This is a genomic window from Terriglobus aquaticus (assembly GCF_025685415.1).
GTDB lineage: Bacteria > Acidobacteriota > Terriglobia > Terriglobales > Acidobacteriaceae > Terriglobus > Terriglobus aquaticus.
Genome location: NZ_JAGSYB010000001.1, coordinates 3,879,759 through 3,905,664 on the forward strand (window position 1 = coordinate 3,879,759; position 25,906 = coordinate 3,905,664).

The window sequence follows — 25,906 nt, forward strand, 5'->3', positions numbered from 1 at the left end:
CTGTGTATCGCAACGGCAGCAATCATGGCAAGCCTGACCGCACTCGCCCAGGGCACCATCCCACCGCCGCCCGAAGCGCCGCAGCAAGAGCCGGTCGCCATCGCCGTAAACCTGGCCCAACCCACCGGCGACTACAAGCCCATCTATAGCTGGTTCGGCTACGACGAAGGCAACTACACCACCATGCGCGACGGCAAAGTCCTCCTTCGCAAGCTGCACGATCTCTCGCCCGTGCCCGTATATATCCGCGTGCACCACCTGCTCACCAGCGGCAACGGCACACCCGAGCTCAAGTGGAGTTCGACCGGCGTCTACAGCGAAGACGCCACGGGCAAGCCCGTCTATAACTTCACGATCCTCGACGGCATCTTCGACGAGTTCCAGGCCGCCGGCGTGCGTCCCATGGTCGAGCTCGGCTTCATGCCGCAGGACCTCGCGGCCGACCTGCCGAACCGCCACGAACCGTACCAGGTCCACTACCCGCAAAGCACCGTCAGCGGCAAAAGCGACAACCCGCCCAAGGACTACGCAAAGTGGGGCGAACTCGCCCGCGTCGTCACCGCGCACCTAGTCCAGCGCTACGGCCGCGACACCGTGCGGCAGTGGTACTTCGAAGTGTGGAACGAGCCCGACATCGACTACTGGCACGCCTCGCCCCAGGACTACTGGAAGCTCTACGACTACGCCGTCGCCGGTGTGCGCGCAGCTTTGCCCGACGCCAAAGTCGGCGGTCCCGCCTCCACCAGCCCGCGCAGTCCCAAAGCTTACGACTTTCTCAAGGGCTTCCTGGAACACGTGAACACCGGCAAAAGCTCCGCCAATGGCAAGCCTCTGCCGCTCGACTTCATCAGCTTCCACGCCAAGGGCCAGCCCACCATCGTTGACGGCAAAGTCATCATGGGCATCTCCAGCGAACTCACCGACGTGGACCACGGCTTCCAGCTCGTCTCCACCTTCCCGCGCTTCCGCACCCTGCCCATCATCCTCAGCGAGGCGGACCCCGAGGGCTGCGCCGCCTGCTCCAGCAAGGTGAATCCGGCCAACAACTACCGCAACGGCACGCTCTACCCCGCGTACACCGCCGCGGCCTACAAGCGCCTGTTCCAACTGCAGGACAAGTACCGCGTTAACCTGCTCTCCATGCTCAGTTGGTCGTTTGAGTTTGAGGGCCGCGACTACTTCGAAGGCTTCCGCTCGCTCTCCACCAACGGCATCGACAAGCCAGTACTCAACTTCTTCCGCATGGCCGCCCTGCTGCACGGCACTCGCGTGGCCGTCACCAGTACCGGCGCCGTTCCACTCGAACAGATCGTGCAAACCGGTGTACGCGGCAACAACGACACCGACGCCCTCGCCACGCGCGGCACCGACAACACCGCAGCCGTCCTCGTGTGGAACTACAACGACAGCAACGCGCCTGGCCCAGCTACGCCCACTTCAGTCAGCATCACCGGCGTCCCAGCAACTGCAAAGCGCGTCCTCGTCTCCCAGTACCGCATCGACGACACGCACAGCAACGCCTACACCGCGTGGCAGGCCATGGGCTCACCGCAGCACCCCACCACCCAGCAGTACCAGCAACTCCAGTCCGCGGCCGGCCTTCAACTGCTTACCTCGCCCGCATGGCTCGACGCAACCAACGGCACGGTCCACATCGCAACGGACATGCCCAGGCAAAGCGTCGAGCTCATCACCATCAAGTGGTAACCGCGTCAGCCCTCCAAGCCGCTACGCGATCGGGTGTCCCGCCGCGCGATAGATCGCCTCAATCGCCAGCATGTCCTTCAGCCCCTCTTCGCCTGGCGTCTTCGGCGTCGCACCCGTGCGAATGCAATCCGCAAAGTGCGTCGCCTCCAGTTGGAAGTGGAACGTCTGATCATCCGGGCTCGTTGCATCCGCATGGATCCTCGGTTCCAGGCTGCGCAGGTGAATCCCCGTGTAATCGAACGCCGGCCCCAGCTCGATCGTCCCCTTATCCCCGTGAATGCGCACAAAGCCCGGCATGTTCTCGCCATAGCTCGTACCGATGCTTGCCAGCACACCCGACGGAAACTTCATGGTGAACTCCATCGTCTGCTCCATGCCGTCGAACCGGTGCGAAGTCTTGTCCCGCGTCGACACCACCGCCGTAAAATCCGTCGGGTCTTCGCGCACGAAGTACCGCATCGCGTTCAGGGGATAGATCCCCACATCCATGATCGGCCCACCACCGGCGAACTTAGGATCCAGCCGCCACTGATTCGGGTGCGCATTGAACCCGAACCCGCCCTCAAACGCCTGAATCTGCCCAATCGCCCCCGACTGGATGATCCGCTCCGTCTCCAGGTGCGTCGGGTCGTAGTGGCAGCGGTACGCGATCATCAGCTTCACCTTCGCCTGCTTGCACGCATCGATCATCTGCCGGCACTCGGCGCTGCTGATCGCCATCGGCTTCTCGCACAACACATGCTTGCCCGCCTTGGCCGCGCGCACCGTGTACTCGCAGTGCATGCTGTTCGGCAATCCGATGTACACCGCCTGCACCGCCTTGTTCTCGCGGATGCGGTCGAAGTTCTCGTACGAGTAGATCGAGCTCTCGGGCACACCATACCGCGCCGCCCACTCCTTGCCCTTCGTATCGCCGTGTCCGGTCACCAGCGCCGTCACCTTGATGTTCTTGCCCGCAAGTTGCAGGCAGCCGCGCCCAAAGATGTCGCTGATGGTGCCCAGCCCCACCAGCGCATAGCCCACCGGCTCGCCAGCACCGCTGCCGCCCTGCAATCCCAAGTCCGACGCCGCACTGAACGACGGCAAACTCAACCCAGTCAGCGCGAGCGCAGAAAGCCTGCTGAAATCCCGACGGTTCATGCGAAGTGTCCTCTTGACCACATCAGATGCGCGGCAACCCGCCCGCATCGCCACACCGCCTCACGCCGACTTGCGGCGGTAGAAGGTGCTACAAAAGCACCATGCCCCGAAAGCCCCTGCTGCTCTCCACCCTCCTGCTCGCCGCGCTCACCCTTTCGGCGCAGGACACACCCAGGCCGCAGACCCTCACCGCGCGCATCGCCGGCATGCAGCACATCGCGGGCTTCGTCCCGCTCGACTACGAAGCCAAATCCGGCAAGCTCTTCCTAGAGATCCCGCACCCCGGCACCGACCTTCTCTGGACAGATTCGTTGCCCTACGGCACCGGCTCCAACGACCTCGGCCTCGACCGCGGCCAGACCGCACCCGCCCGCGTCGTTCGCTTCGAACGCCAGGGCAGCAAGGTCCTGCTCACCGAGCGCAATCTCGGCCTCGGCACCTCAGCCACCGAGCCCGCCGAAGTCCTGGCCACGCGCCAAAGCTTCCCCGAATCCGTCCTGTGGGGCTTCAAAGTCGAAGCCGAAAACCCGGACGGCTCGCTGCTCGTCGACGCTACCGACTTCTTCCTGCGCGACGTCCACCACGTCTCCGAATCGCTCACCGCCACGCACCAGGGCAGCTACAAGGTCGACGCCTCACGCTCAGCCATCGCGCTCGACAGCACCAAGGGCTTCCCACGCAACACCGAAGTCGAAACCATCCTCACCTTCACCACAGACGACATCACCAGGGCGCACTTCGTCTCCGACGTCACGCCCGACCCGCACTCGCTCACCATCCGCGAGCGCCAGAGCTTCGTCGCCCTTCCTGAGCCCGGCTTCACCCCGCGCCGCTACGACCCGCGCTCCGGCTACTTCGACCTTTCGCATCGCGACTACAACGCTCCGCTCGGCGCCGACCTTGACCAGCGCTTCATCGAGCGCCACCGCCTCATCAGGAAAGACCCCAACTGCCGCACCAACTGCGACCCCGTCGAGCCCATCACCTACTACGTCGACCGCGGCGCACCCGAACCCATCCGCTCCGCTTTGCTCGAGGGCGCCCGCTGGTGGAACGACGCCTTCACCGCCGCCGGCTGGCACAACGCCTTCCGCGTTGATGTCCTGCCCGCCGACGCCGACCCCATGGACGTCCGCTACAACATCATCCAGTGGGTCCACCGCTACACCCGCGGCTGGAGCTACGGCGCCACCGTCACCGACCCGCGCACCGGCGAAATCCTCAAGGGCAACGTGACCCTCGGCAGCCTGCGCGGCCGCCAGGACTACCTCATCGCCGAAGCCCTGCTCGCGCCCTACACCGGCCCCAATGCAAAGGGTATTGCAGACGCCGCCAGAGACCCCATGCTGCAGATGGTCCTAGCCCGCATCCGCCAGCTCAGCGCGCACGAGACGGGCCACACCCTCGGCCTTGCTCACAACTTCGCCGCCAGCACCGCGGGGCAGGGAACCAGCGTCATGGACTACCCGCACCCCTACATCACGCTCGCCAACGGCGTGCCCGACCTCTCCCACGCCTACGCCGTCGGCATCGGCCCCTGGGACAAGGTCGCCATCAACTACGGTTACCGCGACTTCGGCCGCAAGGAACAGCCCACCGCCGAAACCGCAAGCCTGAACAAGATCCTCACCGACGCCCAAGCCGCCGGCCTGCCCTACATCACCGACCAGGACGCTCGTCCGCTCGGCTCCGCCAACCCCAAGGCCCACCTCTGGGACAACGGCGCGGACCCCGTCGCCGAGCTCAACCGCATCCTCGAAATCCGCAAGGCCGCCCTCGCGCGCTTCGGCCCCTCCGTCATCCGCGAAGGCCAGCCCATGGCCACTCTGCAGGAAGCGCTCGTTCCGCTCTACCTGCTGCACCGCTACCAGACCGAGGCCGCGGCCAAGCTCATCGCTGGCGTCAACTACGAGTACAACCTGCGCGGCGACGGCCAGCCCAACCCCACCATCATCGACCCCGCCATCCAGCAAAAAGCGCTGGAAGCCGTCCTCTCCACCCTCAAACCCGATGTTCTCGACTTGCCCGAAAACATCCTCGCGATCATGCCGCCGCACCCGCCCGGCTGGCAGCGCACGCGCGAGTCCTTCGCCTCCAACGCCGGTGCCATCTTCGATCCCGTCGCCGCCGCGGAAGCCTCCGCAGACCTCACGCTCTCGCTTCTCTGCAACCCCGAACGCGCCACGCGTCTCTTCGAACTCCACATGCGCATCACCAAAACACCCGGCCTGCGCACCGTGCTCGAAGGCATCTCCAACACCACCGCCGAGCGCCCCGAAGGCGGCCACACCACCTCGTCTGAAATCGAGCGCGCCGTCGAGTTCCGCGGCCTCGAAGCCATGCTCGCCCTCTCCGTCGAACCCAACACCGCCTCCCAGGCGCGCGCCATCGCCCGCTCCCACATCGACGACCTCTTGAAGAAGTGGACGATCGAACCCATGCCCACCGACTCCGCCGAGGCCATCCACCGCCGCGCCCTCGTCGACCGCGTCCAGCAATACCTCAAAGACCCGCAGAAGTTCGTCCCCGTCAAACCCCAGCAAGCCCCACCCGGCATGCCCATCGGCACCGACGACGAGATGTAGTCATGTCTGCACGACACGAGCCGAGACAGCACACCCATGCCTTCGTCATCCGCTCAAGTTCGTCGAGCATCTCCGTTGAGCAACATGGATGCTCTGTGTTCATGCCGTCTGTGCAGTTCATGCATTGCGATGCATCCGAATTGCACTACGGGCGCCGAAGCTTCTGGGGTCGCTGGCGTAGAACTCGCTTTGCGGTAGAGAAGATCGCTGCGATGCAGCGCGTCATCCGCATGTATGGAAAGGCTACCGTTCCCGTGCTTTCCTTCGTGTACGAAGGCAAGACTTACGACATCCTCGAGACGATCAGCTTTACTGCATCAGAGCGAATCTTGACCTCGTGTAAAGCTCTCGGCGTCGATGCCGTCGAACTACACGACGAAGCAGCTCCGATGTTCCGCGATATAGAGGAGAACGGCTGGCTTGTGAATCCGTGGTCTAGATAGACCTACTAATCCAGCTCTTGTAGAAAAGAACGTATGCCCGCAACCCGCTTCGCCTGCGCTCTGCTCCTGCTCGCCACCACCTGCCTCGCCCAACAGCCGCAGCCCAGCCCACGCGAACGCGCCAATGCCGCAGCCGCCACTCTCCAGCACTGGTACGTGCAGCGCACCGGCCTCTACACCACCACGGGCTGGTGGAACGCTGCCAACGCCATCACCGCCATCGTCGATCTCAGTCGCGCCACGCATTCGCAGACCTACGCGCCCACCCTCGCGAACACCTTCACGCAGGCGCAGATCGTCGTTCCCAAGGCGGAACAGGTCGGCGCACTCGACAAAATGACCGGCGCGCCCAACTTCCTCAACGACTACTACGACGACGAAGGCTGGTGGGCCCTCGCCTGGGTCGACGCCTACGACCTCACGCACGACACGCGCTACCTCGCCATGGCGCAGACCATCTTCCAGGACATGAGCGGCGGCTGGGATTCGACCTGCGGCGGCGGCATCTGGTGGAGCAAGGAACGCACTTACAAGAACGCCATCGCCAACGAACTCTTCTTCTCCGTCGCCACGCACCTCGCCGCGCGCGCCCAAGCCGCAGACCGCGACCGCTACGCCGACTGGGCAACGAAAGAGTGGGCCTGGTTCCAGAACTCAGGCATGATCAACAATCAGCACCTGGTCAACGACGGCCTCACCATCGACAAGGCCTCCGGCCAGTGCACCAACAACGGCCGCACCGTCTGGACCTACAACCAGGGCGTCGTCCTCGGCGCACTCGCCGAGTGGTCCCGCATCAACCCCGACACCAAGCTCCTGCTCGACGCTCGCATCCTCGCCGACGCCGGCCTCGCCAACCTCACCGACACCGCCGGCGTCTTGCACGACCCTTGCGAGCCCACCTCCTGCGGCGCCGACGCCCCGCAGTTCAAAGGCATCTTCGTCCGCAACCTCCGCGCCCTGCAGCACGTCGTTCACGAACCCCGCTACACCGCCTTCTTCGAAACGAACGCCGACAGCATCTGGCTCAATGACCGCAACACCGCTAAGCGCTTCGGCGGTACCGACAACCAGCTCGGCCTCGTCTGGTCCGGCCCGCCCAAATCCATCGACGCCAGCACCCAAAGCAGCGCCCTCGACGCCCTCACCGCGGCCATCCCCGACTAGCTTCCTTCTCGTCGCTATGAGTAGCTCAGTAGATTGAAGCCACATAGCTTCCCACATGCCAACCTATCGGGAGATCAAGACACGGCCGTATCTTTTTCTGCAAACTTCACGAATTTTGCTAGAGGATGATTAGAAGCAGCAGCGGAATCTAAGGCCGGAGGAACGAAGCTTGACTGGCTCGATCTCAGTCCGGGAGCGAGGACAGATCGTCCCGATCGTTCCGCACGTTGTGCGCAGACACGCCGGGCTTGCCGCTCGGGGCTTGCATGTGGAGCAACACATGCATGAGCCGACCGAGTTTGCTGAAAGAGAACTTCTTCAGCACAACTTATTTCTGTACACAGGGCCGGCAGCGCGGGCAGAGATCAAGAGTCCTGAGTTTGCCGGAATGCGCTGGATTCATCCGGGATCGATCTGGATTATGCCCGAAGGAAGCCGGCACAGCGTGCGGTTCGAGAGCCGTATGGCAGGAATCGCGCTGGCGTTCGATCCGCCGACGTTTGACCTTCTTGTGCAGTCTGCAGGCGGCAGAGCCTCGCTGCCAATTCTGCATGCGCTGACTCCCTGTTCACCAAGGATCTACCACCTGATGCGCGCGCTCATGCACGAAAGCCTGGATGCGAGTCCCGACAGCGGAATGGGGCTGGAATGTATTGCGACGGCTGTGGCTCTTTCCATCAGCACCCATGCGGGGGCAATCGCGCCACTAAAAACACGGACGGCTCCACGGCTTGCGCCGAAACAGATCCGTGCGGTGCAGGCCTTTGTCGAAACGCATCTGCACCAGAAGATCTCATTGGCCGATCTGGCGGCGACTGCCGGACTGAGCTCGTTTCACTTCCTCCGCAGCTTCAAGGGCAGCCTGGGGTCGACACCGGCGAAGTACGTGATGGACCGCCGCATGGAGAGAGCGCGGTATCTGCTGAAGGTGGGCAAGATCACGGTTTCCGATGTGGCGATCGAGGTAGGTTTTGAGGACGTGAGTCACTTCTCAAGAGCGTTTCGCCGAGCAATGGGCGTCACTCCATCGGCCTTCCGAAGCGCCACGCAGGAATAAGCAAGAAGCGGCAAAGGTGGGCAAGATTCGGTAACGGTGTGTGCGGGCTTTGCGCACACACTCAACAGGAGCGGTCAGAGTTTTCTGACCCCCCTGGAGGAACACTCATGTCCGAAACTTCCCATTCCAAGAACATCGTCTTGGTCCATGGCGCATTCGCCGATGGATCGAGCTGGTCGAAGGTCATTCCGCTATTGCTCGCCAAGGGATACAAGGTGACCGCTGTCTCCAACCCTCTGACGACCTTTCAGGAAGACGTCGCAGCTACAAAGCGCGCGATCGCCGCGCAGGATGGACCGGTGACTCTGGTCGGCCACTCGTACGGTGGAGTCGTCATCACAGAGGCTGGCAACGATCCCAAGGTCACAGCGCTGGTATACGTTGCGGCCTTTGCTCCCGATGCCGGGCAGTCCATTGTGGAGATCGGCAAAGCCTTTCCGCCGCCGCCGGGCCCGCAGACGGCCGTGCCGGTGGGCGATGGTTTCATTCTGCTGTCCCCAGAGGGCGTTGCGACTGACTTTGCGCAGGACCTGAGCGAGGAAGAGAAGGCGCTGATGATAGCGACCCAGCCGCAGACTTCCGGCTCGATCTTTGGGGCTCAGCCAACGCAGGCCGCGTGGCGCAGTAAACCGTCGTGGTACATCGTCGCCAGCAACGATCGCATGATTGCGCCAGAACACGAGGCGAGCATGGCCAAACAAATCCAGGCAACAACCACAACGCTGCCTGCAAGCCACGTCGTGATGCTCTCTCATCCGAATGAGGTCGCGAAGGTGATCGAGGACGCTGCCACTGGCGCCAGGTAATCCTGAAGTTGCTGGCGCGACAGCGCCAGCAACTTTGTATCGGCATAAGGAACGAGAAGAGCACTTAACGGAAGCTGCGACAGCCGATCGCCACTCCTCAGCGTTGCGCGATCAGAACCCGCGAACCGGTAAAACCATGCCGCGCTGTGCGGACTCGAAACACGTCTCCAGCACAGCCATCACGGCAACAGCTTCGCTGGCAGGAACGGGGTTCGCTCCGCGTCCGCGAATGGCTTCCCGGATCGCAACGTAGTACGCCCGCTGGTTTGCGCCCGGGGGCGGCATACGCACCGGTTCCGCGTTCGCCGCACCATAGAACCAGCCCGGGTCCGGATCGTCTCCAAAGCCGACCTCGTCCGGGCGCATGCCTCGTTGCAAACGAGCCTCCTGCAGATCGCCTCCGAACTTCGCCCAACTTCCCTGGGTGCCGTGAACCACGGTTCTCGGCATCCCGCCTCCGGCAGCCAGCAGCGTTGCGTGCAGGATGACGCGCGTCTTCCCGTAGGCAAGCACCACGTGCGCCCAGTCGTCGGTCTCGCCGCCTTCGCGCTGTACGGCCAGTTGCGCAGACACTGTCTCCGGCATCCCAAACTGCTGCAGCGCCTGATCGATCAGGTGCGGCCCCAGGTCGAACCACAGCCCCGCTCCGGGGCCGGCAGACTCGCGCCATCGCTTTCGAACGTTCGGACGGTAGCGGTCCATGTGGATCTCCAGCAATGAGATCTCGCCAAGCATGCCCGACGCGATCACGGCCCGGGTGGCAAGCACCTCGCTATCCCACCGCCGATTATGAAACACCGACAGCAACCGGTCTTGCTCGTCAGCAATCCGATTCAAAGCTTGCGCCTCCGCAAGGGTCAGCGTGAACGGCTTGTCGCACACAACATGCTTGCCCGCGCGCAGCGCTGCCGCTGTAAGTGGGTAATGGCTCTGGTTTGGACTTGCAATCACAACAAGGTCGACGTCAGGATGTGTTGCAACCGCAAGGGGATCGCCAACAACCTCCACCTCCAGAAGCGCTGTCAGCACCTCCGCGGGCCGGCTCGATCCAACGACCGTCAGCGTCAGCCCAGGAACAGAGCGTACCAGCGGAGCATGAAATGTCCGGCCCACATAGCCATACCCAATCAGGCCAACTCTTATGCTTCCCGCTTCCTCTGACATCCCACTTCCTCGCACAAACCTGCAGTCATTCTGCCCCAAATGGAACAGCAAACGCTCCACAAACGAAAAGCGGCTTGTGCACATACCTCGCACAAGCCGCTTTGATTCGTAAGGATTACTGCTGCATGACGATCTAGGTGCGCTCAAAGAGCCGCGTCCACCAGTGCATCTGCTTCGGCACAGGTGCTGCCTCCGCAAATTCCCGGGCATTCCGCAGCGACTGCGCCATCTGATCTCGCTGCGTCTGTTTTGTTTCGGCCTGGGTTGGATACCAGCTTTGCATCGAGGGCGGATCGGTGATCTTCATGGCTCCTCGTATCGTGTCGCCTGCGAACGAACGCCCTTGCCTGCCGGGCATGGAGCTCCGTTAGAGCTTCGTCGACTTCGCAATCAGCTTCTGCAGCCGGCCGATCTCCGAGCGATGCTCTGCCAGCACAACATTGCGTTCCAGCGTGTTGGGCTGCTTCACAATGTCGTTGAAGGAAGTCTGGTGACTCTCAAGGGAGGACTTTGCCTGTTCTAGATTCGCGGTTGTCATAATTGTCCTTTTCGATTGGAGTGGAGATCTATCTGGCATGTACTGCCCCTATTAGGAGTTCGCGAAAGGCATGCCAAACGAAAGCACAGCTGTCCGCGGCGGCCTCTGCAGGCGTCCCGTAATCTTGACGCCCTTCTGCATCTGCTTCCAGATGGTCAAGGCGAAGTCGTTCATGTACAGCAGGCGCATTTCCTTGGAACTGGCGCCACGCTGCGCGTAAATGCTGATCTCGTTCAGGCGCTGTGTCTGCGCAGAAGCCAGCAGAAACGCCCACATGCTCACACCCGGCGAGTTCTCTGGATCCCGTAGGTCCGCAGCGTCCTGCGACAACGTCCAGTAGCGCGTCGGAGCGTCCGCCTGTTCCGCGGTATCGACCGCGACGTTCACGTCGACCAGCCTTCCGGAAAATGGCCGTAACAGACCTTCAAATACGACTTGCTTGCTCTCAAAAGTGAACATGGCGGCTCCAGACTGGCTGCACTGCAAAGGTGAGCTCGTCTAGAGAAGAAGTCCGGAATCGGACTAGAGGCGAGAGAGGTGGTCTTTCCAGTCTAGCCTCTTTACGCATCGCGTGCCGCCCACACCTTAAATCTCCGCTCGGGCACACAATTCCATGCGCGAAGCCTCGCTTGCAGCAGCGACACTGCTCCAGCAAACGCGAACCCCGGTCAGCGGTTCACCTTTGCGAACCGTTGCGAAGACGCTGGACTACTCTTCCACCACCGTATGCGTTCCCGCCGCCGGCGCAGCCGCCTCTTCCTCAATCGGCAGCCGTTCCCCACGGCGCGCAAACATCCGCCGCACCATCCACAGCGCCAGCACGATCAGCAGCAGTCCGACCACCACCAGGATGCCGCGCCCATGCGATCGCACCGCGCCTTCCAGCATCGCCGTGGTGCCCATGCCATACTTCAGCGCCAACAGCGCCACCGCCAGGAACTGCACAAACTTGCCGATAAACAGCGCCGACGTATACGACCGCACGCGCATCTCGAACACGCCCGCCGCCAGCTCAAACACCTTCAGCGGCATCGGCGGAGGGCACATCGCCGGCAGCATCACCGCCAGGAACTCCTGCCGCTCAAATCGGTCGCGCATCCGCTCATAGCGGCGCCGATCCACCTTGCGCAGCAACAGCGCCTCGCCACCCGCCCGGCCAATGTAGAAGGGAAGCAGGCTCCCAATCGTCGACAGCGCCGCTGCCACAATTGCGCTCACCAGCGCATTCTGGTGCTCACGCGCCACGTAGAACACGACCCACGTGATGATTCCGCCAGGCAGCGGCACCAGCGCCGAATCCAGCAGCGCCAGCCCGCCCAGGCCCCACAGGCCCAGCGGCGCAAACACCTTGCTGATCCAAAGCCCGAAGCGTGCCAGGCCATGCGTGATCGGGTAAAGCGGACCGTGATGCTTGCCGGCCTCGCTGGCGGTCTGCGCCAGCAGCGTGGCGACAAGTGGAACGTGGATCATGCTCGGGTCATTTTACCCTTCGGCCCGCCTGCGCCACCCCGCGTGGCGCGTCAAAGCCGATCCCCGGGCCGCACCTCTTCGCCCAAAACCCGCCTCAGGATGCGAAAATGTACCGAGCGCACCCTCGGCCCTGCCCTCTGTCACCGGGGCGAACGAAACTCTTTCGCGCCGGAACGAGTCAGACCTAGCAGGCAATGCCAACCGTCGAAACACCACCGGAGCACGAAGCTCCGCAGCCGCCGCCCGATCCGGGTTCCGACACTCCGCGCTCTTCGCGGGGCCGCTCCGGCAACGGCCGCCGCTACGACTACTACGACACGCACGAACTCATCACGCTCATCGACCAGATCGACGACGAGCGCGCCCGCGCCCGCTTCCGCGAAGCCGTCTACCTCGCCGTTATCCTCTGGCTGGTCATGGCGCTGGCCTACATCTTCCTTCCGCGCTGGCTGCCGCACCGCCCCGTCCTCATCGTTCAGGACCGCAACCCCAAGGAACTCACCTACCTCGAAACTCCGCCCAACCTGAAAGACATGCTGCGCCAGAAACCCGCGCCGCACATCAGCGAGCACACGGCCGAGGCGCAAACCCCGCGCCCGACCAAGGCGCCCACGCCGCCTGAGCCGCGCGCCGGCCACCCCGAACCGCCCGCGCCGCGCCCGCAGCCGCAACCGGCCCAGCCCGCACCGCAGCAGCCTCAGGCACAGCAGCAACCGCCGCAGCAGCAGACCCACGTCACGCCGCAGCCCACGCCGCACCCGAACGTCCCGCCCATCGTGGCCGATGCGCCCGCGCCGTCGTCCCAGCGCCAGCCCAACTTCAACAACCAGCAGAGCGCCTCCTCCGCCATCGCCGACGCCGCCCGCAGCTCCCGCTCGCAAAGCGGCCTCCCCGACCAGCAGGGCGACTATGGCAACGCTCCGGGCAAGCAGGGGCAGGGCAAAGCCGGCTACGAAATCCTCTCGGATACCCAGGGCGTCGACTTCGGCCGCTACATCCAGCGGCTGCTCGCGCAGGTCCGCCGCGCCTGGCTGCCCCTCATCCCCGAGGAGTGCAACTCGCCCCTCTTCAAGCAGGGCATCACCGGCGTCCGCTTCACCATCCAGCCCGACGGCCGCATCACCGGCATGAACCTCGACTACTCCACCCACGACGACGCCATCAACCGCGCCGCCTGGGGCTCGCTCAAGAGCATCGGCTCGGCCCCACCCCTGCCCAAGGAGTTCCACGGCCCCAACCTCGAACTCCGCATCGAGTTCCGCGTCAACAAAGACCGCGACCTGCAGTAGCGCTCCATGAGCACACAGCAGCAACCGGACGATCTGGCAGCCCGCAACGCAACCCAGCGCCGCAGCCAACTCATCGTCCTCCTCATCGCCGCCGCGGCCATCCTCATCGCCAGCGTCCTGCTCGCCGGCCCCCGCAACATCTTTCTCCCGAACTGGTGGCGCATCGACCTGCCCTAACGGCATACCGCCGCAACTGCCCGACCATCGAAGAATGGATCGCAGCCCGCGTGAGCCAGTCATCGCAGCACGGCGTGAAGCGGACACCGCAGCTCTGCATAACCTGAGAGGGAGGGAGCAGCGGCCTTCAGGCCGCTGAATCGCGACCGCCGCGATGCAGGGCTTTAGCCCTGGGCCTCTCCCCCGCTAAGGTGGATGCAGTGGCCACCAACTCACAGAACGACCCGCTCCTCGTCGTCCTCGTCGGCCCGACTGCCTCCGGCAAAACCGCGCTCTCGCTCGCTCTCGCGGAACACCTCAACGGCGAGATCATCTCCTGCGACTCCGTAGCGGTCTACCGCGGCATGGACATCGGCTCCGCCAAGCCCACCCCCGCCGAGCAGGCCCGCATCCCGCACCACCTCACCGACGTCGCCACCCCGGCCACCGACTACACCGCCGGCGACTACGGCCGCGCCGCCCGCGCCGCCGCCCACAGCATCGCCTCGCGCGGTAAGACCCCCATTGTCGCCGGCGGCACCGGCCTATACCTCCGCGCCTTCCTCGACGGCCTCAGCCCCATGCCCACCCGCAACGAAGCCCTCCGCGACCGCCTGCGCACCTTCAGCACACGCCGCGGCCCCGCCTCGCTCCATCGCCTGCTCACGCGCCTCGACCCGGCCGCCGCCGCATCGATCCACCCCAACGACGAACCCAAGCTCATCCGCGCCCTCGAAGTCAGGCTCCTCGCCCGTCAACCGATCACGGAAGCCTGGCAGGACCAGCGCCCCGAACCGCTCACCGGCTTCCATGTCGTCCAGTTCGGCCTCGCCCCGCCGCGCGCCGACCTCTACACCCGCATCAACGCGCGATGCGCCGCAATGTTCGCGAACGGCCTAATCGAAGAAACCCGCAACCTAATCGCCGAGTACGGCCCCACCCCGCGAGCCTTCCAAGCCCTGGGCTATGCGCAGGCTTCCGCCGTCCTCCGCAACGAACTCACCGAGCCCGAAGCCATCGCCGCCACGCAGCAAGGCCACCGCAACTACAGCAAACGCCAGGGAACCTGGTTCCGCCGCGACCCGCGCATCCACTGGCTCCCCACCTTCGGCGAAACCGCACTCCCAGCACTCCTGCAGGCGCTCAAGGCATAGGCAACTCCCAGCCCCGCCCCGCCAGCGAGCTCAAACGCCCTGCCCTCACAAGGTGTCATCCTGAGCGCAGCGAAGGACCTGCTTTTCCCGCGGGCCACAACACCGTCGGGCAAGTCGCCACCCAGCGGCGCTCCGCTCAACCCTATCCCTACCGCCTCAACGCTTTCTCCCTAATCCCTGAGCCCTACTCCCTACTCCCTCACTACTGCGCCGGCTGCACCGTCAGATTGTCCTCCAACCGGAACCGCAACAGCGTCTCCGCGGGAATCGTAATGTCCTTGTTACCCGTAACCCCGGCCAGGAACGTTCCCAGCCCACCGCCAGCCAGCGCACCCACCGCCAGGCCAACGCCGCCCGTCGCTACGCCACCTACCAGTGCGCCCACACCCGCCGTCCCGCCAATAAATCCAGCGGTCCGCTTGCCCTTGCCCTTCTTGGTCTCCGTCACTCCGGCCGTTTCAATTGGGTATACCTTGCCGTTGAAGACCATGCTCGTCAGCCGCAAGCCCAGGTAGCTCCGCCCCTTGAAGTGCCCGCGCTTGTGCGCTTCCGTTACCACTCCGTTGAACCGCGTTCCCCGCGGCAGCACCACGTTGCCATCGCGCCGGATCGTCTCCGCAAGCGACCCGCTGAACCGGTCGCCCGCATGCGTGTGCTTCACCGACAGCGTCTGGTTGATCCGGATCGCAATGCCTGTCCCCGCCGGCAGCGTCACATTTGTAGGCACGAAGTTCGCCGGCGGAGCCTCCGGCGCATCCGGCCCTGAACCAATTCCCGCGCCCGCCCCAGCGACGGCTCCATTCACCGCCGGTCCCACACTCGGCGCCGCCACCGTCGGCGCAGGCGCAATCGGCGTCGATCCCACCACCGACCCCGGAGGCAGCGGTTCACCCGAAGCAGGAGCAGCAACCCCCGTCTTCGGCCCCATGAACGTCACAGTGTTCCCCGGCGCCGGCCGAGCCCCGTTCGAATAGTCGGGCAGGTTCGCCGGCAGCGGCGCACCCGCCGGCTCGGTCTGCGTATTCACGCTCACCGGCTGGCCCACGGCCTGCGGCGGCTGTACCACCGTCACCGTGGTTTTCCCATCCTTGTCGACGCTGACCACCTGCTGCGCCTGCCCGGTCGCAATCGCGTCCTGCTTGGCCTTCTCCACAGCCCGGTCATACGCGGACTTGCAGCCGCTCAACGGTGCAACCAGCGCAAACACTACCGCCCCCGCAGCCAAAGAACGCCGCGCTGAAACCCGCAAAGCAGAAATCGAAGAAGTCATCCCAAGCGCCTCCCAAACCCAATGCGCTTGGGATGCGACAGAAGCCGACAAGGTGAACCCGCCGCAACGATTTCAGCCGTCGACGCTTACCGCGCTCAGGACGCCCGAAACACCACCCGCCCCTGGCTCACCGTGTACCGCACCCGGCCCACCATCGCCGCGCCATCGAACGGCGTATTCCGTGACCGCGAAGCCGTCGCCGTTACGTCGTAGGCGTACGAAGCCCCGGCATCGAACACCACCACGTCCGCCGACAACCCCACACCCAGCGCACCCAGGTCGTCCCGCCCCAGCACCTTCGCCGGCGCGCTCGTCATCAGCGCCAGTACCTTGCCCTGCGCCATCCCATGCTCCCGGTGCAACACGCGCAGCGCCACGCCCAGCGCCGTCTCCAGCCCCACAATCCCATTCGGAGCGCGCTCAAACTCCACGCCCTTCTCCCACGCGGCATGCGGCGCATGATCCGTCGCCAGCACATCCACGGTTCCGTCCAGCACCGCCGCAATGCACGCGTCGCGATCCTCCGCCGAACGCAACGGCGGATTCATCTTGAACCGCGTGTCATACCGCACCGATCTCTGCGCCGCGTCACCAGCAATCGCCTCGTCGGTAAGCGCAATATGGTGCGGAGCCACCTCGCACGTCACGTGCAGCCCGCGCCGCTTCGCCTGCCGAATCGCCTCCAGCGCCTTCGCCGTCGACACATGCTGCACATGCAGATGCGGCCGCACCTTGTCCGCCCGCTCAATCTCTTCCAGCAGCCGAATATCCCGCTCCACAATCGACGACTCGGCCTCAACCGGCATCCCGCGCAGCCCCAACCGAAAGCTCACCGGCCCCGCGTTCATGCTGGCGCCGACCGTCATGCGCGTATCTTCCGCATGCTGCGAAACCGGAACGCCCAGCCGCCCCGCCGTCCGCAACGCCTCGCGCATCACCTCGTCCTGCAGCACCGGCTTGCCGTCATCCGTAAATCCCACCGCGCCCGCTGCATGCAGCGCAGCCATGTCCGTCAGCCGCTCGCCCATGCTGCCCACGGTCACCGCCGGCATGGCCAGCACGCGCACCGCCGCCTGGCGCTTCGGGCTCATCACAAACTCCAGCCACTCCACGCTGTCCGTCACCGGAGACGTATTCGGCATCGCCACCACGGTCGTAAACCCGCCCGCCGCCGCCGCGCGCGTGCCCGTTGCAATCGTCTCCTTGTGCGTCTGCCCCGGCTCACGCAGGTGCACGTGCACATCGATAAATCCCGGCGCCACCGCCAGCCCCGTGCAGTCGATCACCTCGGCCCCGGCATCCTTTGCGCGCGCATCCAGCGCACCCGCCTCGCCGGTATGAATCGCCGCCACCGCACCATCTGCAATCAGCACATCGCCGCGAAAGCTGCGATCCTCCGCCGGCTGCAACAGCGTCCCACCCCGCAACAACACCGCTCCACTCACGCGCGCACCTCGCCTGCTGACTCGCCGCACCCCAGCGCCCGGCACAACAGCGCCATCCGCACCTGCAGCCCATGCGTCACCTGCCGCTCAATCCGCGACTGCGCCCCATCCGCCACATCACTCGTAATCTCCAGCCCACGCACCATCGGCCCCGGATGCATCACCAGCGCTCCCGGCCCAAACTCCGCCAGCCGCCGCCCGTGCAACTGGTAGTCGCGCACATACGAGTTCACATCTAGCTCCAAGCCCGCCAGCCGCTCCCGCTGCACTCGCAACATCATCGCCACATCCGCTTGTCGCAGCGCGCGCTCAAAGTCCCGCTCAACCTCGAGCCCGGGTGCCAGCGACAGCGCCTCCTCCGGCAACAACTCCACCGGCCCGCACAGAATCACCCGAGCGCCCAGCCGCGGCAGCAGCCTCGCGTTGCTGCGCGCCACCCGCGAATGCCGAATGTCCCCGGTAATCACCACTACTTTGCCGCGCAAAGTGTCCGCGCTCAACCCAGTAGGCTCAGTCCCAAACCACTCCAGCATCGTCCGCAGATCCAGCAGCGCCTGCGACGGATGCTCATGCATCCCATCGCCCGCATTCAGCACCGGCAACCCCGTCGACCGCGCCAGCACCTCCGGCGCGCCCGAAAAGTTCGACCGCAGAATGATGCACTCCGCGCCCAGCGCGCGCAGCGTCACGCCCGTATCGTGCAGGCTCTCGCCTTTTTCAATGGAAGAAGACTTGTCGCTCACCAGCGTCGTCATCGCACCCAGCGACTTCGCCGCCAGCTCAAAGCTGGTCCGCGTCCGCGTGCTCGACTCGTAAAACAGCAGCGCAACCTTGCGCCCATCCAGCCGCGCCACGCGCTCGCGATGCGCTTCTGCCGCCAGCGCATCGCCCTGTTGCAGGACCGCGCTCACTTGCTCCAGCGAAAGATCCGCAATCGAAAGCAGCGAACCCGCCTGCGTCCCGCCGCCACTCACTTGCTCCCTGCCACCATCAATCATGCCAAGCCGATGCTATCAAGTCGTTCGGCTTGGGCACCTGTCGTCAGCAGCGTGCCGTCGCGGCGGGAGACGCGGGCACGCACAGTCGCGCGGCACATCGAGGCCGCGACAGCTTTCCGTCCTGGTGCGAACGTTAGAAGATGCGCGGAACCAGGTGGTATGCATCCGTTTCCAACGATGCCCGAATCTGCGGCTTCCCGTCGCCCGGCGTGCCCAGCTTGGCCTCACTCGGTTCCGCCGGCGGGTCGTGAACCACGCAGATACATTCGCAGCCCTTCACATACGCCTGTGCCAGGCCGCGCGCCATGTCCCCACAGGTGTGTGCCAGATCCGAAACGTGCATGTCGCCCTCCGTCTCCGCTCGGGGCCGCGCTGCCGTGGTGTTCGCGCCTCGGCGCGGTCTGCGGATCGACGATCTTCCGGAAGCAGCATCGCCAGCGCCACTCTCCGAAGGCCACCAACATAACTCCACCGCAACATCTTTGGCACAACTTTGTTGCCTACAACCGCTACAGCGGCGCGTGCTTTCACGCATCGCTTCGGCTTACGAGCGCAAAGACCGGCATGGTAGAACGTGAAGCATCATGCTTGCATTCTTTCCCGGTGAGGTGCAGGTGCTCACTCCATCCGCCGGTGTTCTCCAGGTGGTCTACCCTCTCGACGTGATCACGGCTGGCGCTTTGTCGTTGAGCGTCTGCTTTGTTCTCTTTATGGCAAGGGTCCTCTACAAGAAGAACGGCAAGCTCCCGTGGTTCGCCGTCGTCCTAGCAGCCTTCACGTTCTACTTCTGCCTGGATGCACTCAGCTATCGCGGCACCATCACCGTGTCCCAGGCAGATCGCACCATTCGCATCGACGAGCGTTCCTTCTACTACCAGCGCAGCGCAACATACCCCATCGCGTCATTCAACCGCGCAGTCGCCGAAACAGGCAGTTCGCGGAACCGTCAACTGGTACTTCTAACGCCATCTGGGCAAAGCGTTCACTTCGGCAATGGCTTTACCGGACGGTCCGGCATCGATCATGCAGCGTACGTCCTGAATGCCGTCTTATCGCGCGATGCGCAGCCCTGACGACCAGTGACCGGGTGCGATCCGACCTCTACCGCCCCAGCACCGATTCATAAAAGCGCTCATACCGCGGAATCACCCGCGACGTACAAAAGTGATCCTGCGCCGTCCGCCGAGCCGCCACCGCCATCCCGCGCAGCCGCTCCTCATCCCGCAACAGCGCCACCGCCGCAGCGCTCATCGCCTCCACATCGCCAACAGGGAACAGCAGCCCATTCACGCCATCCTCCACCAGCTCCGGCACGCCACCCACCCGCGTCGCAATGCACGGCACACCGCACGCCATACCCTCCAGCGCAGCCAGCCCAAAGCTCTCCATCGCGGAAGGCATCAGCAACAAGTCTGTCAGCGGCAGCAGGTCCTGCACCGAATCCTGCTTGCCCACAAAATGCACCTTGCCCTGGATGCCGTACTTCAGGCATAGCTGCTCGGCCAGGGACCGGTCGGGCCCATCGCCAATCAGCAGCAGCTTGGAGGGCACCTCGCGCTGCACCCGCGCAAACACCTCCACCACGTCGTCCACGCGCTTCACCCGCCGAAAGTTCGACAGGTGGCAGATCAGCTTTTCGCCCTCCGCCGCATACTGCGCGCGATCCCGCGCCCGCAGCGCGCCGTCCGGCTTGTACTCGTCGCAGTTCACGAAGTTCTGGATCACTTCAATCGGTCGCTGAATGCCGAAGTCCCGCTCCGTCGCCCGCTTCAGGTCATCGCTAATGCTGGTCACGCCATCGCTCTGCTCTATCCCAAACTTAGTAATCGGCAGGTACCCGGGATCCTGCCCCACCAGCGTGATGTCGGTCCCATGCAGCGTCGTAATGAACGGCACGCGCCGCCCACGCGCCTCCAGCATCTGCCGCGCCAGCATCGCGCACACGCTGTGCGGAATCGCGTAGTGCACATGCAACAGGTCCAGCTCGTAGAACTCCGCCACCTCCGCCATCCGCGAAGCCAGCGCCAGGTCATACGGTGGGTATTGAAACAGCGGATACGTCGTCACCGCCACTTCGTGGAAGAAGATGCCGTGCTCGCGCCCCGTCAGCCGAAACGGCTGCTGATACGTGATGAAGTGAACCTGGTGCCCACGCGCCGCCAGCTCAATCCCCAGCTCCGTCGCCACCACACCGCTGCCACCATACGTCGGGTAGCACGTCATCCCAATCTTCATAGCAACTAGATGCAGCAAAGCCCACCTTCGCCGCGTGCGGGCAGCTTAGGTGGGCTTCAATCTTCCGTGACACAATGACGAAGCTTAATCCACTCGCTCCACCAGCAACACCTGGTCGGCCCCATCCACCTCGCTCAGCTTCACTTCAATAATCTCGCGCGAACTCGTCGGCACCACGCGCCCCACAAACTGCGCCTCAATCGGCAGCTCGCGATGCCCGCGATCGATCAGCACCAGCAGCCGCACCGACCGTGGCCGCCCATGATCGAACAGCGCATCCAGCGCCGCGCGGATCGTGCGCCCCGTGTACAGCACGTCGTCCAGCAGAATGATGTCGCGATCCGCGATGTCGAACCCGATCGCTCCTGGCGTCACCGTCGGCCGCGGCCCGCTCGTCGACAGGTCGTCCCGGTAGAACTGGATGTCCAGCGACCCAACCTCAACCGGCTGCTTCTCGATCGTCTCGATGATCTTGCCGATGCGCTCCGCTAGCGGCACACCGCGCCGCTTGATGCCGACCAGCCCCAGGTTGCCGCCGCCGTTGTGCTTCTCCACAATCTGGTGCGCCAGCCGCACCAGCGTGCGGTCAATCTCCGAAGCCGACATCAGCCGGCCCTTCTCCCGAATCTGCGGTGTTCCCGTCTCCGAAGCCTGCTGCAAACCTGTCTCGCTCATCTTGCTCAGGATCATACCGCGCCATCCGCGACGTCTCTACCCCGCGCCCAGCGACCGTTGCCGTTTGCTCAACACAGTCCCCGCAATCAAGCCGGCCAGCGCCCCGCCGATCACCAGCAGCACCATCACCGCGCCTTCCATCAGCAGGAACCAGCCAGCGTGCCATTCTGGCGTCCGCATCGCGGCAAACAGCCCCGCCGGTGCGTTCGGCTGCCCGGCGCGTACCTGCGCCTCGGCCTGCTGCATCACCGCGTCAAAGTTCTGCTGCAGGCTCAGGTTGTGCCGCCCATACCGCAGCGCAAAGCTCGCCACCGCCGTAACCGTACTCTCCGCAAACGCCAGCATCGTCCCCAGCGCCAACCCCATCTGCGCGCCGCGTCCCGGCGTCATACGCCCCCGCGGACGCCACCGCAGATACGCCGCCGCGCTCGCCAGCCCCAGCAGCGGCAACAAAAACAACACCGCAAAGCCCAGCGTCCCGCTCAGTAGCACATCGTGCAGCAGCAGTGCCGGCAACAGCCCCACGGCCGTCGCCACCGCCAGGATGCGCAGCATCAGCGGCCAGTCCATCGCACCTGCCAGCGCTGTGGCGGCCCCACCATCGCGTGCCCCGGCGGCAGGCTGCGACGCCCGCACCTCCACCGCGTCCAGCACACTCTCTGACACCCGCAACTGCGGCAGGCCGCACACCGCGCAGAACGCTCCGGGCTCGCCGTCCACCTGCGGAATCACAGCGCCACACCGGCCGCAATGTTGCTCCATAACAATCACTCTCCCCAGCAGCTTACTCGAATCAATCTGGCGTCATCCGGCCACCCCGCCTGTGGCCGTTCGCCTCCCTCCGCCGTGGTAGCCTAAGGCCGTATCGCAGGGGTACTCCGGCCTCTAACCGAGACCTCCGGCTCTGCCGATACGTCTAACCAGTCCGTCCGCTGCACGGCTCTGCCTGCAGTTAGCCGCGTCCCCTTACCCGAGGAAGAGCAGCCCCCAAACATGGCCATTTCCACAAAGTCCGGCAGCGCCTACGACCTCATCGTCATCGGCTCCGGTCCCTCCGGCCAGCGCGCCGCCATCTACGGCGCCAAGCTCGGCAAGCGCGTCGCCCTCGTCGAATCCCGAGAGGTCGTCGGCGGCGCCTGCATCAACACCGGCACCATCCCCTCCAAGACCATGCGCGAGGCGGTCCTCCACCTCTCCGGTTACAACTACAAGTCCATCTACGGCATGAACTACCGTGTCAAAGAACGCATCACCATGGCCGACCTGGCCTTCCGCGTTCAGCACGTCATCAAGACCGAGATCGACGTCACCGAGGCCCAGCTCTCCCGCAACAACATCGAAGTCCTCACCGGCGTCGCCTCCTTCGAAGACTCCTCCCACGTCCGCGTCACCAACTCCCGCGGCTCGACCGTCTATGAGGCGGAAAGCATCATCATCGGCACCGGCACCAAGCCGGCCTCCAGCCCCAAGGTGCCCATCAACGGCAGCACCATCATCAACTCCGATCTCATCCTCGAGCTCAAAAACCTCCCGTCCACCATGATCGTCGTCGGCGGCGGTGTCATCGGCGTCGAGTACACCTGCATGTTCGCCGCGCTCGGCGTCCGCGTCACCCTCATCGAGCGCCGCCCCCGCCTCCTCGAATTCGCCGACCAGGAAATCATCGAGGCCCTCAGCTACCACCTCCGCGACTCCCGCGTCACCATGCGCCTCAACGAAGAGGTCGAGTCCGTCACCGAAAACGAGGACGGCACCGTCACCGCCAACCTCGAGAGCCGCAAAAAGGTCCAGGGCGGGGCATTGCTCTACGCCGTCGGCCGCCAGGGCAACGTCGACGAGCTCAACCTCTCCGCCATCGGCGTCGAAGCCGACAACCGCGGCCGCATCCCCGTCGACAAGGACTTCCGCACCAAGTGCCCGTCCGTCTACGCCGTCGGCGACGTCATCGGCTTCCCCTCGCTCGCCTCCGTCTCGATGGAGCAGGGACGCATCGCCGCCGCCCGCGCCTTCGGCGACGACACCATCCTCTCCAACCCCAGCTTCTACCCCTACGGAATCTGGACCATCCCGGAGATCAGCTTCCTCGGCAAAACCGAAGAGCAGCTCACCGAAGAAGACGTGCCCTACGAAGTCGGCGTCGCCTACTACCGCGAGATCGCCCGCGGCCAGATCCGCGGAGACACCACCGGCCGCCTCAAGCTCATCTTCCACCGCGAAAACCGGTCCATCCTCGGCGTCCACATCATCGGCGAAGGAGCCTCCGAACTCCTCCACATCGGCCAGGCCGTCATGGCCCTCGGCGGAACCGTCGACTACTTCGTCGAAACCGTCTTCAACTACCCCACCCTCGCCGAGTGCTACAAAGTAGCCGCCTTCAACGGCCTAAACCGCCTCCGCCGGGACTGATTCGACTGGGTCGAAATTAGCTGCACTTCAGGGCTTTTCTCGTTTGGTGCGGCTCTTCCGGAGAGTCGCTGAACCTGTCCATGATGCTGGTAAGGCCGCAATTCCACTGCCAGCCCGCATCATTGCGGTGACATCAATCAGATGACGTGGCGCACCAAGGGTCCCTTCGTTATGCTCACGCATAAAGGAGAGTTTCATTGGATAACGGGGTTAAGCAGGGCTGCCTGTTTGAAGAAGATTTTCTTGTTCGCACTCTTGGACCTATCGCAAACTCTCCGGATGTCGCCCTGACTGAACTCGTTGCTAATGCCTGGGATGCTGGCGCTTCTGAGGTCAACATTGAGCTTCCTTCAGACCTTGAGGAGAAGCTCCTCGTGCGCGATGACGGAACCGGCATGACCGAGCAGATGTTCCGAGACAAATGGATGCGACTTGGCTACGACCGTGTTCGCCACCAAGGTAGTCAAGCAGAGTTCCCTCCGGAAAGACGCCATCTAGCGAGGCCCGCCTACGGTCGCAATGGTGTGGGCAGACACGGAATGCTGTGTTTTGCACCCGAGTACGAAGTCAGAACCCGCAGAGACGGAGAAGAGACAAAGTTACAGATTGTAACTACGAGTGGTGCAAACCCCTTTGAGATAGCGGATGCTAAGACAAGGAAAGCTGCTGGACATGGTACAACGCTAAGTTGCCGCGTGACCCGTAATCTCCCTTCGGCTCCCCGTACACGCGAGATTCTTGCAGCGCGCTTTCTGCACGATCCCCAATTCAGGGTGAGCGTGAACGGCCAGTTCATCCCTTTAGCGGAGCACAAGGGCCTCGTCTCTGAAGCTGAAATCATCTATTCGGACGGATTCAAAGCGCAAGCCTTCTTCGTGGACTCAACCAAGTCTTCTCGCCGAACCCAATACCAAGGGGTGGCTTTCTGGGTAGGCAATCGCCTTGTCGGGGAGCCGGGATGGGCGGCTGGAGGAACGATATTCTTGGACGGTAGAACGCGCATAGCTAAGCGCTACACAGTGGTGGTGAAAACTGATGATCTCTTTGAAGATGTCCTGCCAGACTGGACGGGTTTCCGCCGCACTGAACGGGTGAAAGCGCTGATGAGCGAGGTAAGTAAGTACGTTCGAAAGATCTTCTTGCAATTGTCCGAAGAGCGAATGTACGAGACCAAAGCTAGCGTCTACCGCGAGCATGCGGAAGAGTTATCGTCTCTTAGTTCTTTAGGCCGGCGAGATTTGCAAGATTTTGTCGATCAGGTGACTCAAAGTAACCCTACTATAAGTTTTGAAAGCCTATCCGCCTCTGTGGCTGCTGCCATTTCGCTGGAGCGAATGAAAGGCGGAGCGCAGTTGCTGGAGAGGCTGACAAGCCTCTCAGACGAAGATGTTCTTGGTCTAGATAGACTTCTGAGTGAATGGTCCGTTAGAGATGCTCTGATTGTTTTAGATGAAATAGATCGCCGCCTAACGGTTTGCTCTGCGATAGAAACTTTGTCCGCGGATCCTAAAGCGGATGAACTCCATTCGTTACATCCGTTGATAGTTGAATGTCGTTGGCTCTTTGGACCAGAGTTTGATTCTCCAGAATTTGTCTCAAATATAACGCTTAACTCGGCTTTGCATGAACTGTTCGGTAAGAAGGCACTGAATGGGGAAGTAGAGAACGGTCGCAAGCGACCGGACATACTTGTTCTGCCGGAGAGAAGTTTGTCAGGGACCGCCACGGAACAAATTGACGAGGTCTCGGGCATGCCGGTGATTTCCCAGGTCCTACTCATCGAGTTAAAGCGCGGTGGAGCGGAGATCAATCGAGACAATGTGAACCAAGCGTCAAACTATGTAGAGGATCTTCTTCGGAGCGGTCTTATAGACGGTCAACCGACTTTCAGAGCTTTTGTTATTGGTCATTCCTACTCTCCGAAGATCGAGCTTAGCCGTCGAATAGGTGAACGCGGCAACGTTCAAGTCGTCACGTACTCTCAACTAGTACGCCTAGCCAATAAGCGGCTTTTCCGTCTGAAAGAGAAGCTAAGCGAGAGGTACGCGGAGGCTTCGTCTGCTGCGCTGCTAGACCGGGTTATAGCTGAGCCTTTCCAGGCTACTCTTGACGGTACTGTGGCTTAAGCCAGGTCCCATGTCCGGCTTCTCGGACATGGGACATTTGTTGCTATCCCAGTACCGAACCAATACTCTCTTCTG

Annotated in this window: 25 protein-coding genes; 12 read left to right on the top strand and 13 right to left on the bottom strand. The window is 63.5% G+C overall.

Going from position 1 to position 25,906, the window contains the following annotated elements; all coding sequences use genetic code 11:
- The first annotated feature begins 24 nt into the window (after nt 1-24).
- A complete protein-coding gene (locus OHL12_RS16030; RefSeq protein WP_263414823.1) occupies nt 25-1,707 on the top strand; it encodes a GH39 family glycosyl hydrolase in 1,683 nt (560 codons plus the stop codon).
- 21 nt (nt 1,708-1,728) lie between these two features.
- Here the strand turns inward: OHL12_RS16030 and OHL12_RS16035 are convergent, their stop codons facing one another.
- Entirely contained in the window at nt 1,729-2,847 is a 1,119-nt protein-coding gene (locus OHL12_RS16035; protein WP_263414824.1) for a Gfo/Idh/MocA family protein, read from the bottom strand.
- Nucleotides 2,848-2,948: 101 nt separating this feature from the next.
- Here OHL12_RS16035 and OHL12_RS16040 point away from each other — a divergent pair, with 101 nt between their 5' ends.
- The 5 genes from OHL12_RS16040 (at nt 2,949) to OHL12_RS16060 (ending at nt 8,905) form a co-directional block, all read left to right on the top strand.
- The gene (locus tag OHL12_RS16040; RefSeq protein ID WP_263414825.1) at nt 2,949-5,432 is read left to right on the top strand and encodes a zinc-dependent metalloprotease; all 2,484 of its coding nucleotides are present in this window, start codon (nt 2,949-2,951) and stop codon (nt 5,430-5,432) included.
- A 101-nt stretch (nt 5,433-5,533) separates the two neighbouring features.
- The gene (locus OHL12_RS16045; protein WP_263414826.1) at nt 5,534-5,875 is read left to right on the top strand and encodes a hypothetical protein; all 342 of its coding nucleotides are present in this window, start codon (nt 5,534-5,536) and stop codon (nt 5,873-5,875) included.
- Between the two features lie 33 nt (nt 5,876-5,908).
- Nucleotides 5,909-7,042: a glycoside hydrolase family 76 protein gene (locus tag OHL12_RS16050; RefSeq protein WP_263414827.1), complete on the top strand. Its 1,134-nt coding sequence runs from the start codon at nt 5,909-5,911 to the stop codon at nt 7,040-7,042.
- Nucleotides 7,043-7,322: 280 nt separating this feature from the next.
- Nucleotides 7,323-8,099, top strand: a complete 777-nt coding sequence (locus tag OHL12_RS16055) for an AraC family transcriptional regulator (protein ID WP_263414828.1) — start codon at nt 7,323-7,325, stop codon at nt 8,097-8,099.
- Nucleotides 8,100-8,206: 107 nt separating this feature from the next.
- Nucleotides 8,207-8,905, top strand: coding sequence for an alpha/beta fold hydrolase (locus OHL12_RS16060; protein ID WP_263414829.1), 699 nt, complete (start codon nt 8,207-8,209; stop codon nt 8,903-8,905).
- Nucleotides 8,906-9,016: 111 nt separating this feature from the next.
- On the opposite strand, the gene OHL12_RS16065 is transcribed toward OHL12_RS16060, so the two are convergent.
- The 5 genes from OHL12_RS16065 to OHL12_RS16085 all read right to left on the bottom strand — a co-directional run bounded on the left by OHL12_RS16065 (nt 9,017) and on the right by OHL12_RS16085 (nt 12,077).
- Entirely contained in the window at nt 9,017-10,069 is a 1,053-nt protein-coding gene (locus tag OHL12_RS16065) for an oxidoreductase (protein WP_263414830.1), read from the bottom strand.
- 133 nt (nt 10,070-10,202) lie between these two features.
- On the bottom strand, nt 10,203-10,376 hold the full coding sequence (locus OHL12_RS16070; protein WP_263414831.1) for a hypothetical protein: 174 nt from the start codon (nt 10,374-10,376) through the stop codon (nt 10,203-10,205).
- Nucleotides 10,377-10,436: 60 nt separating this feature from the next.
- Nucleotides 10,437-10,607 (bottom strand): hypothetical protein, encoded by a 171-nt coding sequence (locus OHL12_RS16075; RefSeq protein WP_263414832.1) that lies wholly within the window; start codon nt 10,605-10,607, stop codon nt 10,437-10,439.
- Nucleotides 10,608-10,658: 51 nt separating this feature from the next.
- Nucleotides 10,659-11,066: a hypothetical protein gene (locus tag OHL12_RS16080; protein WP_263414833.1), complete on the bottom strand. Its 408-nt coding sequence runs from the start codon at nt 11,064-11,066 to the stop codon at nt 10,659-10,661.
- Nucleotides 11,067-11,315: 249 nt separating this feature from the next.
- The gene (locus OHL12_RS16085) at nt 11,316-12,077 is read right to left on the bottom strand and encodes a YqaA family protein (RefSeq protein WP_263414834.1); all 762 of its coding nucleotides are present in this window, start codon (nt 12,075-12,077) and stop codon (nt 11,316-11,318) included.
- Nucleotides 12,078-12,271: 194 nt separating this feature from the next.
- On the opposite strand from OHL12_RS16085, the gene OHL12_RS16090 reads away from it, so the two are divergent.
- The 3 genes from OHL12_RS16090 to miaA all read left to right on the top strand — a co-directional run bounded on the left by OHL12_RS16090 (nt 12,272) and on the right by miaA (nt 14,676).
- Nucleotides 12,272-13,366, top strand: coding sequence for an energy transducer TonB (locus OHL12_RS16090; protein WP_263414835.1), 1,095 nt, complete (start codon nt 12,272-12,274; stop codon nt 13,364-13,366).
- Nucleotides 13,367-13,372: 6 nt separating this feature from the next.
- Entirely contained in the window at nt 13,373-13,543 is a 171-nt protein-coding gene (locus OHL12_RS16095; RefSeq protein ID WP_263414836.1) for a hypothetical protein, read from the top strand.
- Between the two features lie 200 nt (nt 13,544-13,743).
- Nucleotides 13,744-14,676 (top strand): tRNA (adenosine(37)-N6)-dimethylallyltransferase MiaA, encoded by a 933-nt coding sequence (gene miaA, locus OHL12_RS16100; protein ID WP_263414837.1) that lies wholly within the window; start codon nt 13,744-13,746, stop codon nt 14,674-14,676.
- A gap of 202 nt (nt 14,677-14,878) precedes the next feature.
- Here miaA and OHL12_RS16105 read toward each other — a convergent pair whose 3' ends face one another.
- The 4 genes from OHL12_RS16105 to OHL12_RS16120 all read right to left on the bottom strand — a co-directional run bounded on the left by OHL12_RS16105 (nt 14,879) and on the right by OHL12_RS16120 (nt 18,732).
- Nucleotides 14,879-15,946, bottom strand: a complete 1,068-nt coding sequence (locus OHL12_RS16105; protein ID WP_263414838.1) for a hypothetical protein — start codon at nt 15,944-15,946, stop codon at nt 14,879-14,881.
- Nucleotides 15,947-16,041: 95 nt separating this feature from the next.
- Nucleotides 16,042-17,391 (bottom strand): dihydroorotase, encoded by a 1,350-nt coding sequence (locus OHL12_RS16110; RefSeq protein WP_263414839.1) that lies wholly within the window; start codon nt 17,389-17,391, stop codon nt 16,042-16,044.
- Nucleotides 17,388-18,389, bottom strand: coding sequence for an aspartate carbamoyltransferase catalytic subunit (locus OHL12_RS16115; RefSeq protein WP_263414840.1), 1,002 nt, complete (start codon nt 18,387-18,389; stop codon nt 17,388-17,390). The genes OHL12_RS16110 and OHL12_RS16115 overlap by 4 nt, the downstream gene beginning before the upstream one ends.
- Before the next feature lie 133 nt (nt 18,390-18,522).
- Complete coding sequence (locus OHL12_RS16120) at nt 18,523-18,732, bottom strand: hypothetical protein (RefSeq protein WP_263414841.1); 210 nt, start codon at nt 18,730-18,732, stop codon at nt 18,523-18,525.
- Between the two features lie 241 nt (nt 18,733-18,973).
- Here OHL12_RS16120 and OHL12_RS16125 point away from each other — a divergent pair, with 241 nt between their 5' ends.
- Complete coding sequence (locus tag OHL12_RS16125) at nt 18,974-19,462, top strand: hypothetical protein (RefSeq protein WP_263414842.1); 489 nt, start codon at nt 18,974-18,976, stop codon at nt 19,460-19,462.
- A gap of 28 nt (nt 19,463-19,490) precedes the next feature.
- On the opposite strand, the gene bshA is transcribed toward OHL12_RS16125, so the two are convergent.
- From bshA to OHL12_RS16140, 3 genes are all read right to left on the bottom strand, one after another.
- Nucleotides 19,491-20,624, bottom strand: coding sequence for an N-acetyl-alpha-D-glucosaminyl L-malate synthase BshA (bshA, locus tag OHL12_RS16130; RefSeq protein WP_263414843.1), 1,134 nt, complete (start codon nt 20,622-20,624; stop codon nt 19,491-19,493).
- Between the two features lie 84 nt (nt 20,625-20,708).
- Nucleotides 20,709-21,314: a bifunctional pyr operon transcriptional regulator/uracil phosphoribosyltransferase PyrR gene (pyrR, locus tag OHL12_RS16135; RefSeq protein WP_317889830.1), complete on the bottom strand. Its 606-nt coding sequence runs from the start codon at nt 21,312-21,314 to the stop codon at nt 20,709-20,711.
- 21 nt (nt 21,315-21,335) lie between these two features.
- The gene (locus OHL12_RS16140; RefSeq protein ID WP_263414844.1) at nt 21,336-22,061 is read right to left on the bottom strand and encodes a hypothetical protein; all 726 of its coding nucleotides are present in this window, start codon (nt 22,059-22,061) and stop codon (nt 21,336-21,338) included.
- Nucleotides 22,062-22,292: 231 nt separating this feature from the next.
- On the opposite strand from OHL12_RS16140, the gene sthA reads away from it, so the two are divergent.
- Both sthA and OHL12_RS16150 read left to right on the top strand, forming a co-directional pair.
- Entirely contained in the window at nt 22,293-23,705 is a 1,413-nt protein-coding gene (sthA, locus tag OHL12_RS16145) for a Si-specific NAD(P)(+) transhydrogenase (protein ID WP_263414845.1), read from the top strand.
- Nucleotides 23,706-23,902: 197 nt separating this feature from the next.
- Nucleotides 23,903-25,831, top strand: a complete 1,929-nt coding sequence (locus OHL12_RS16150) for an ATP-binding protein (protein ID WP_263414846.1) — start codon at nt 23,903-23,905, stop codon at nt 25,829-25,831.
- Nucleotides 25,832-25,906 lie beyond the last annotated feature (75 nt).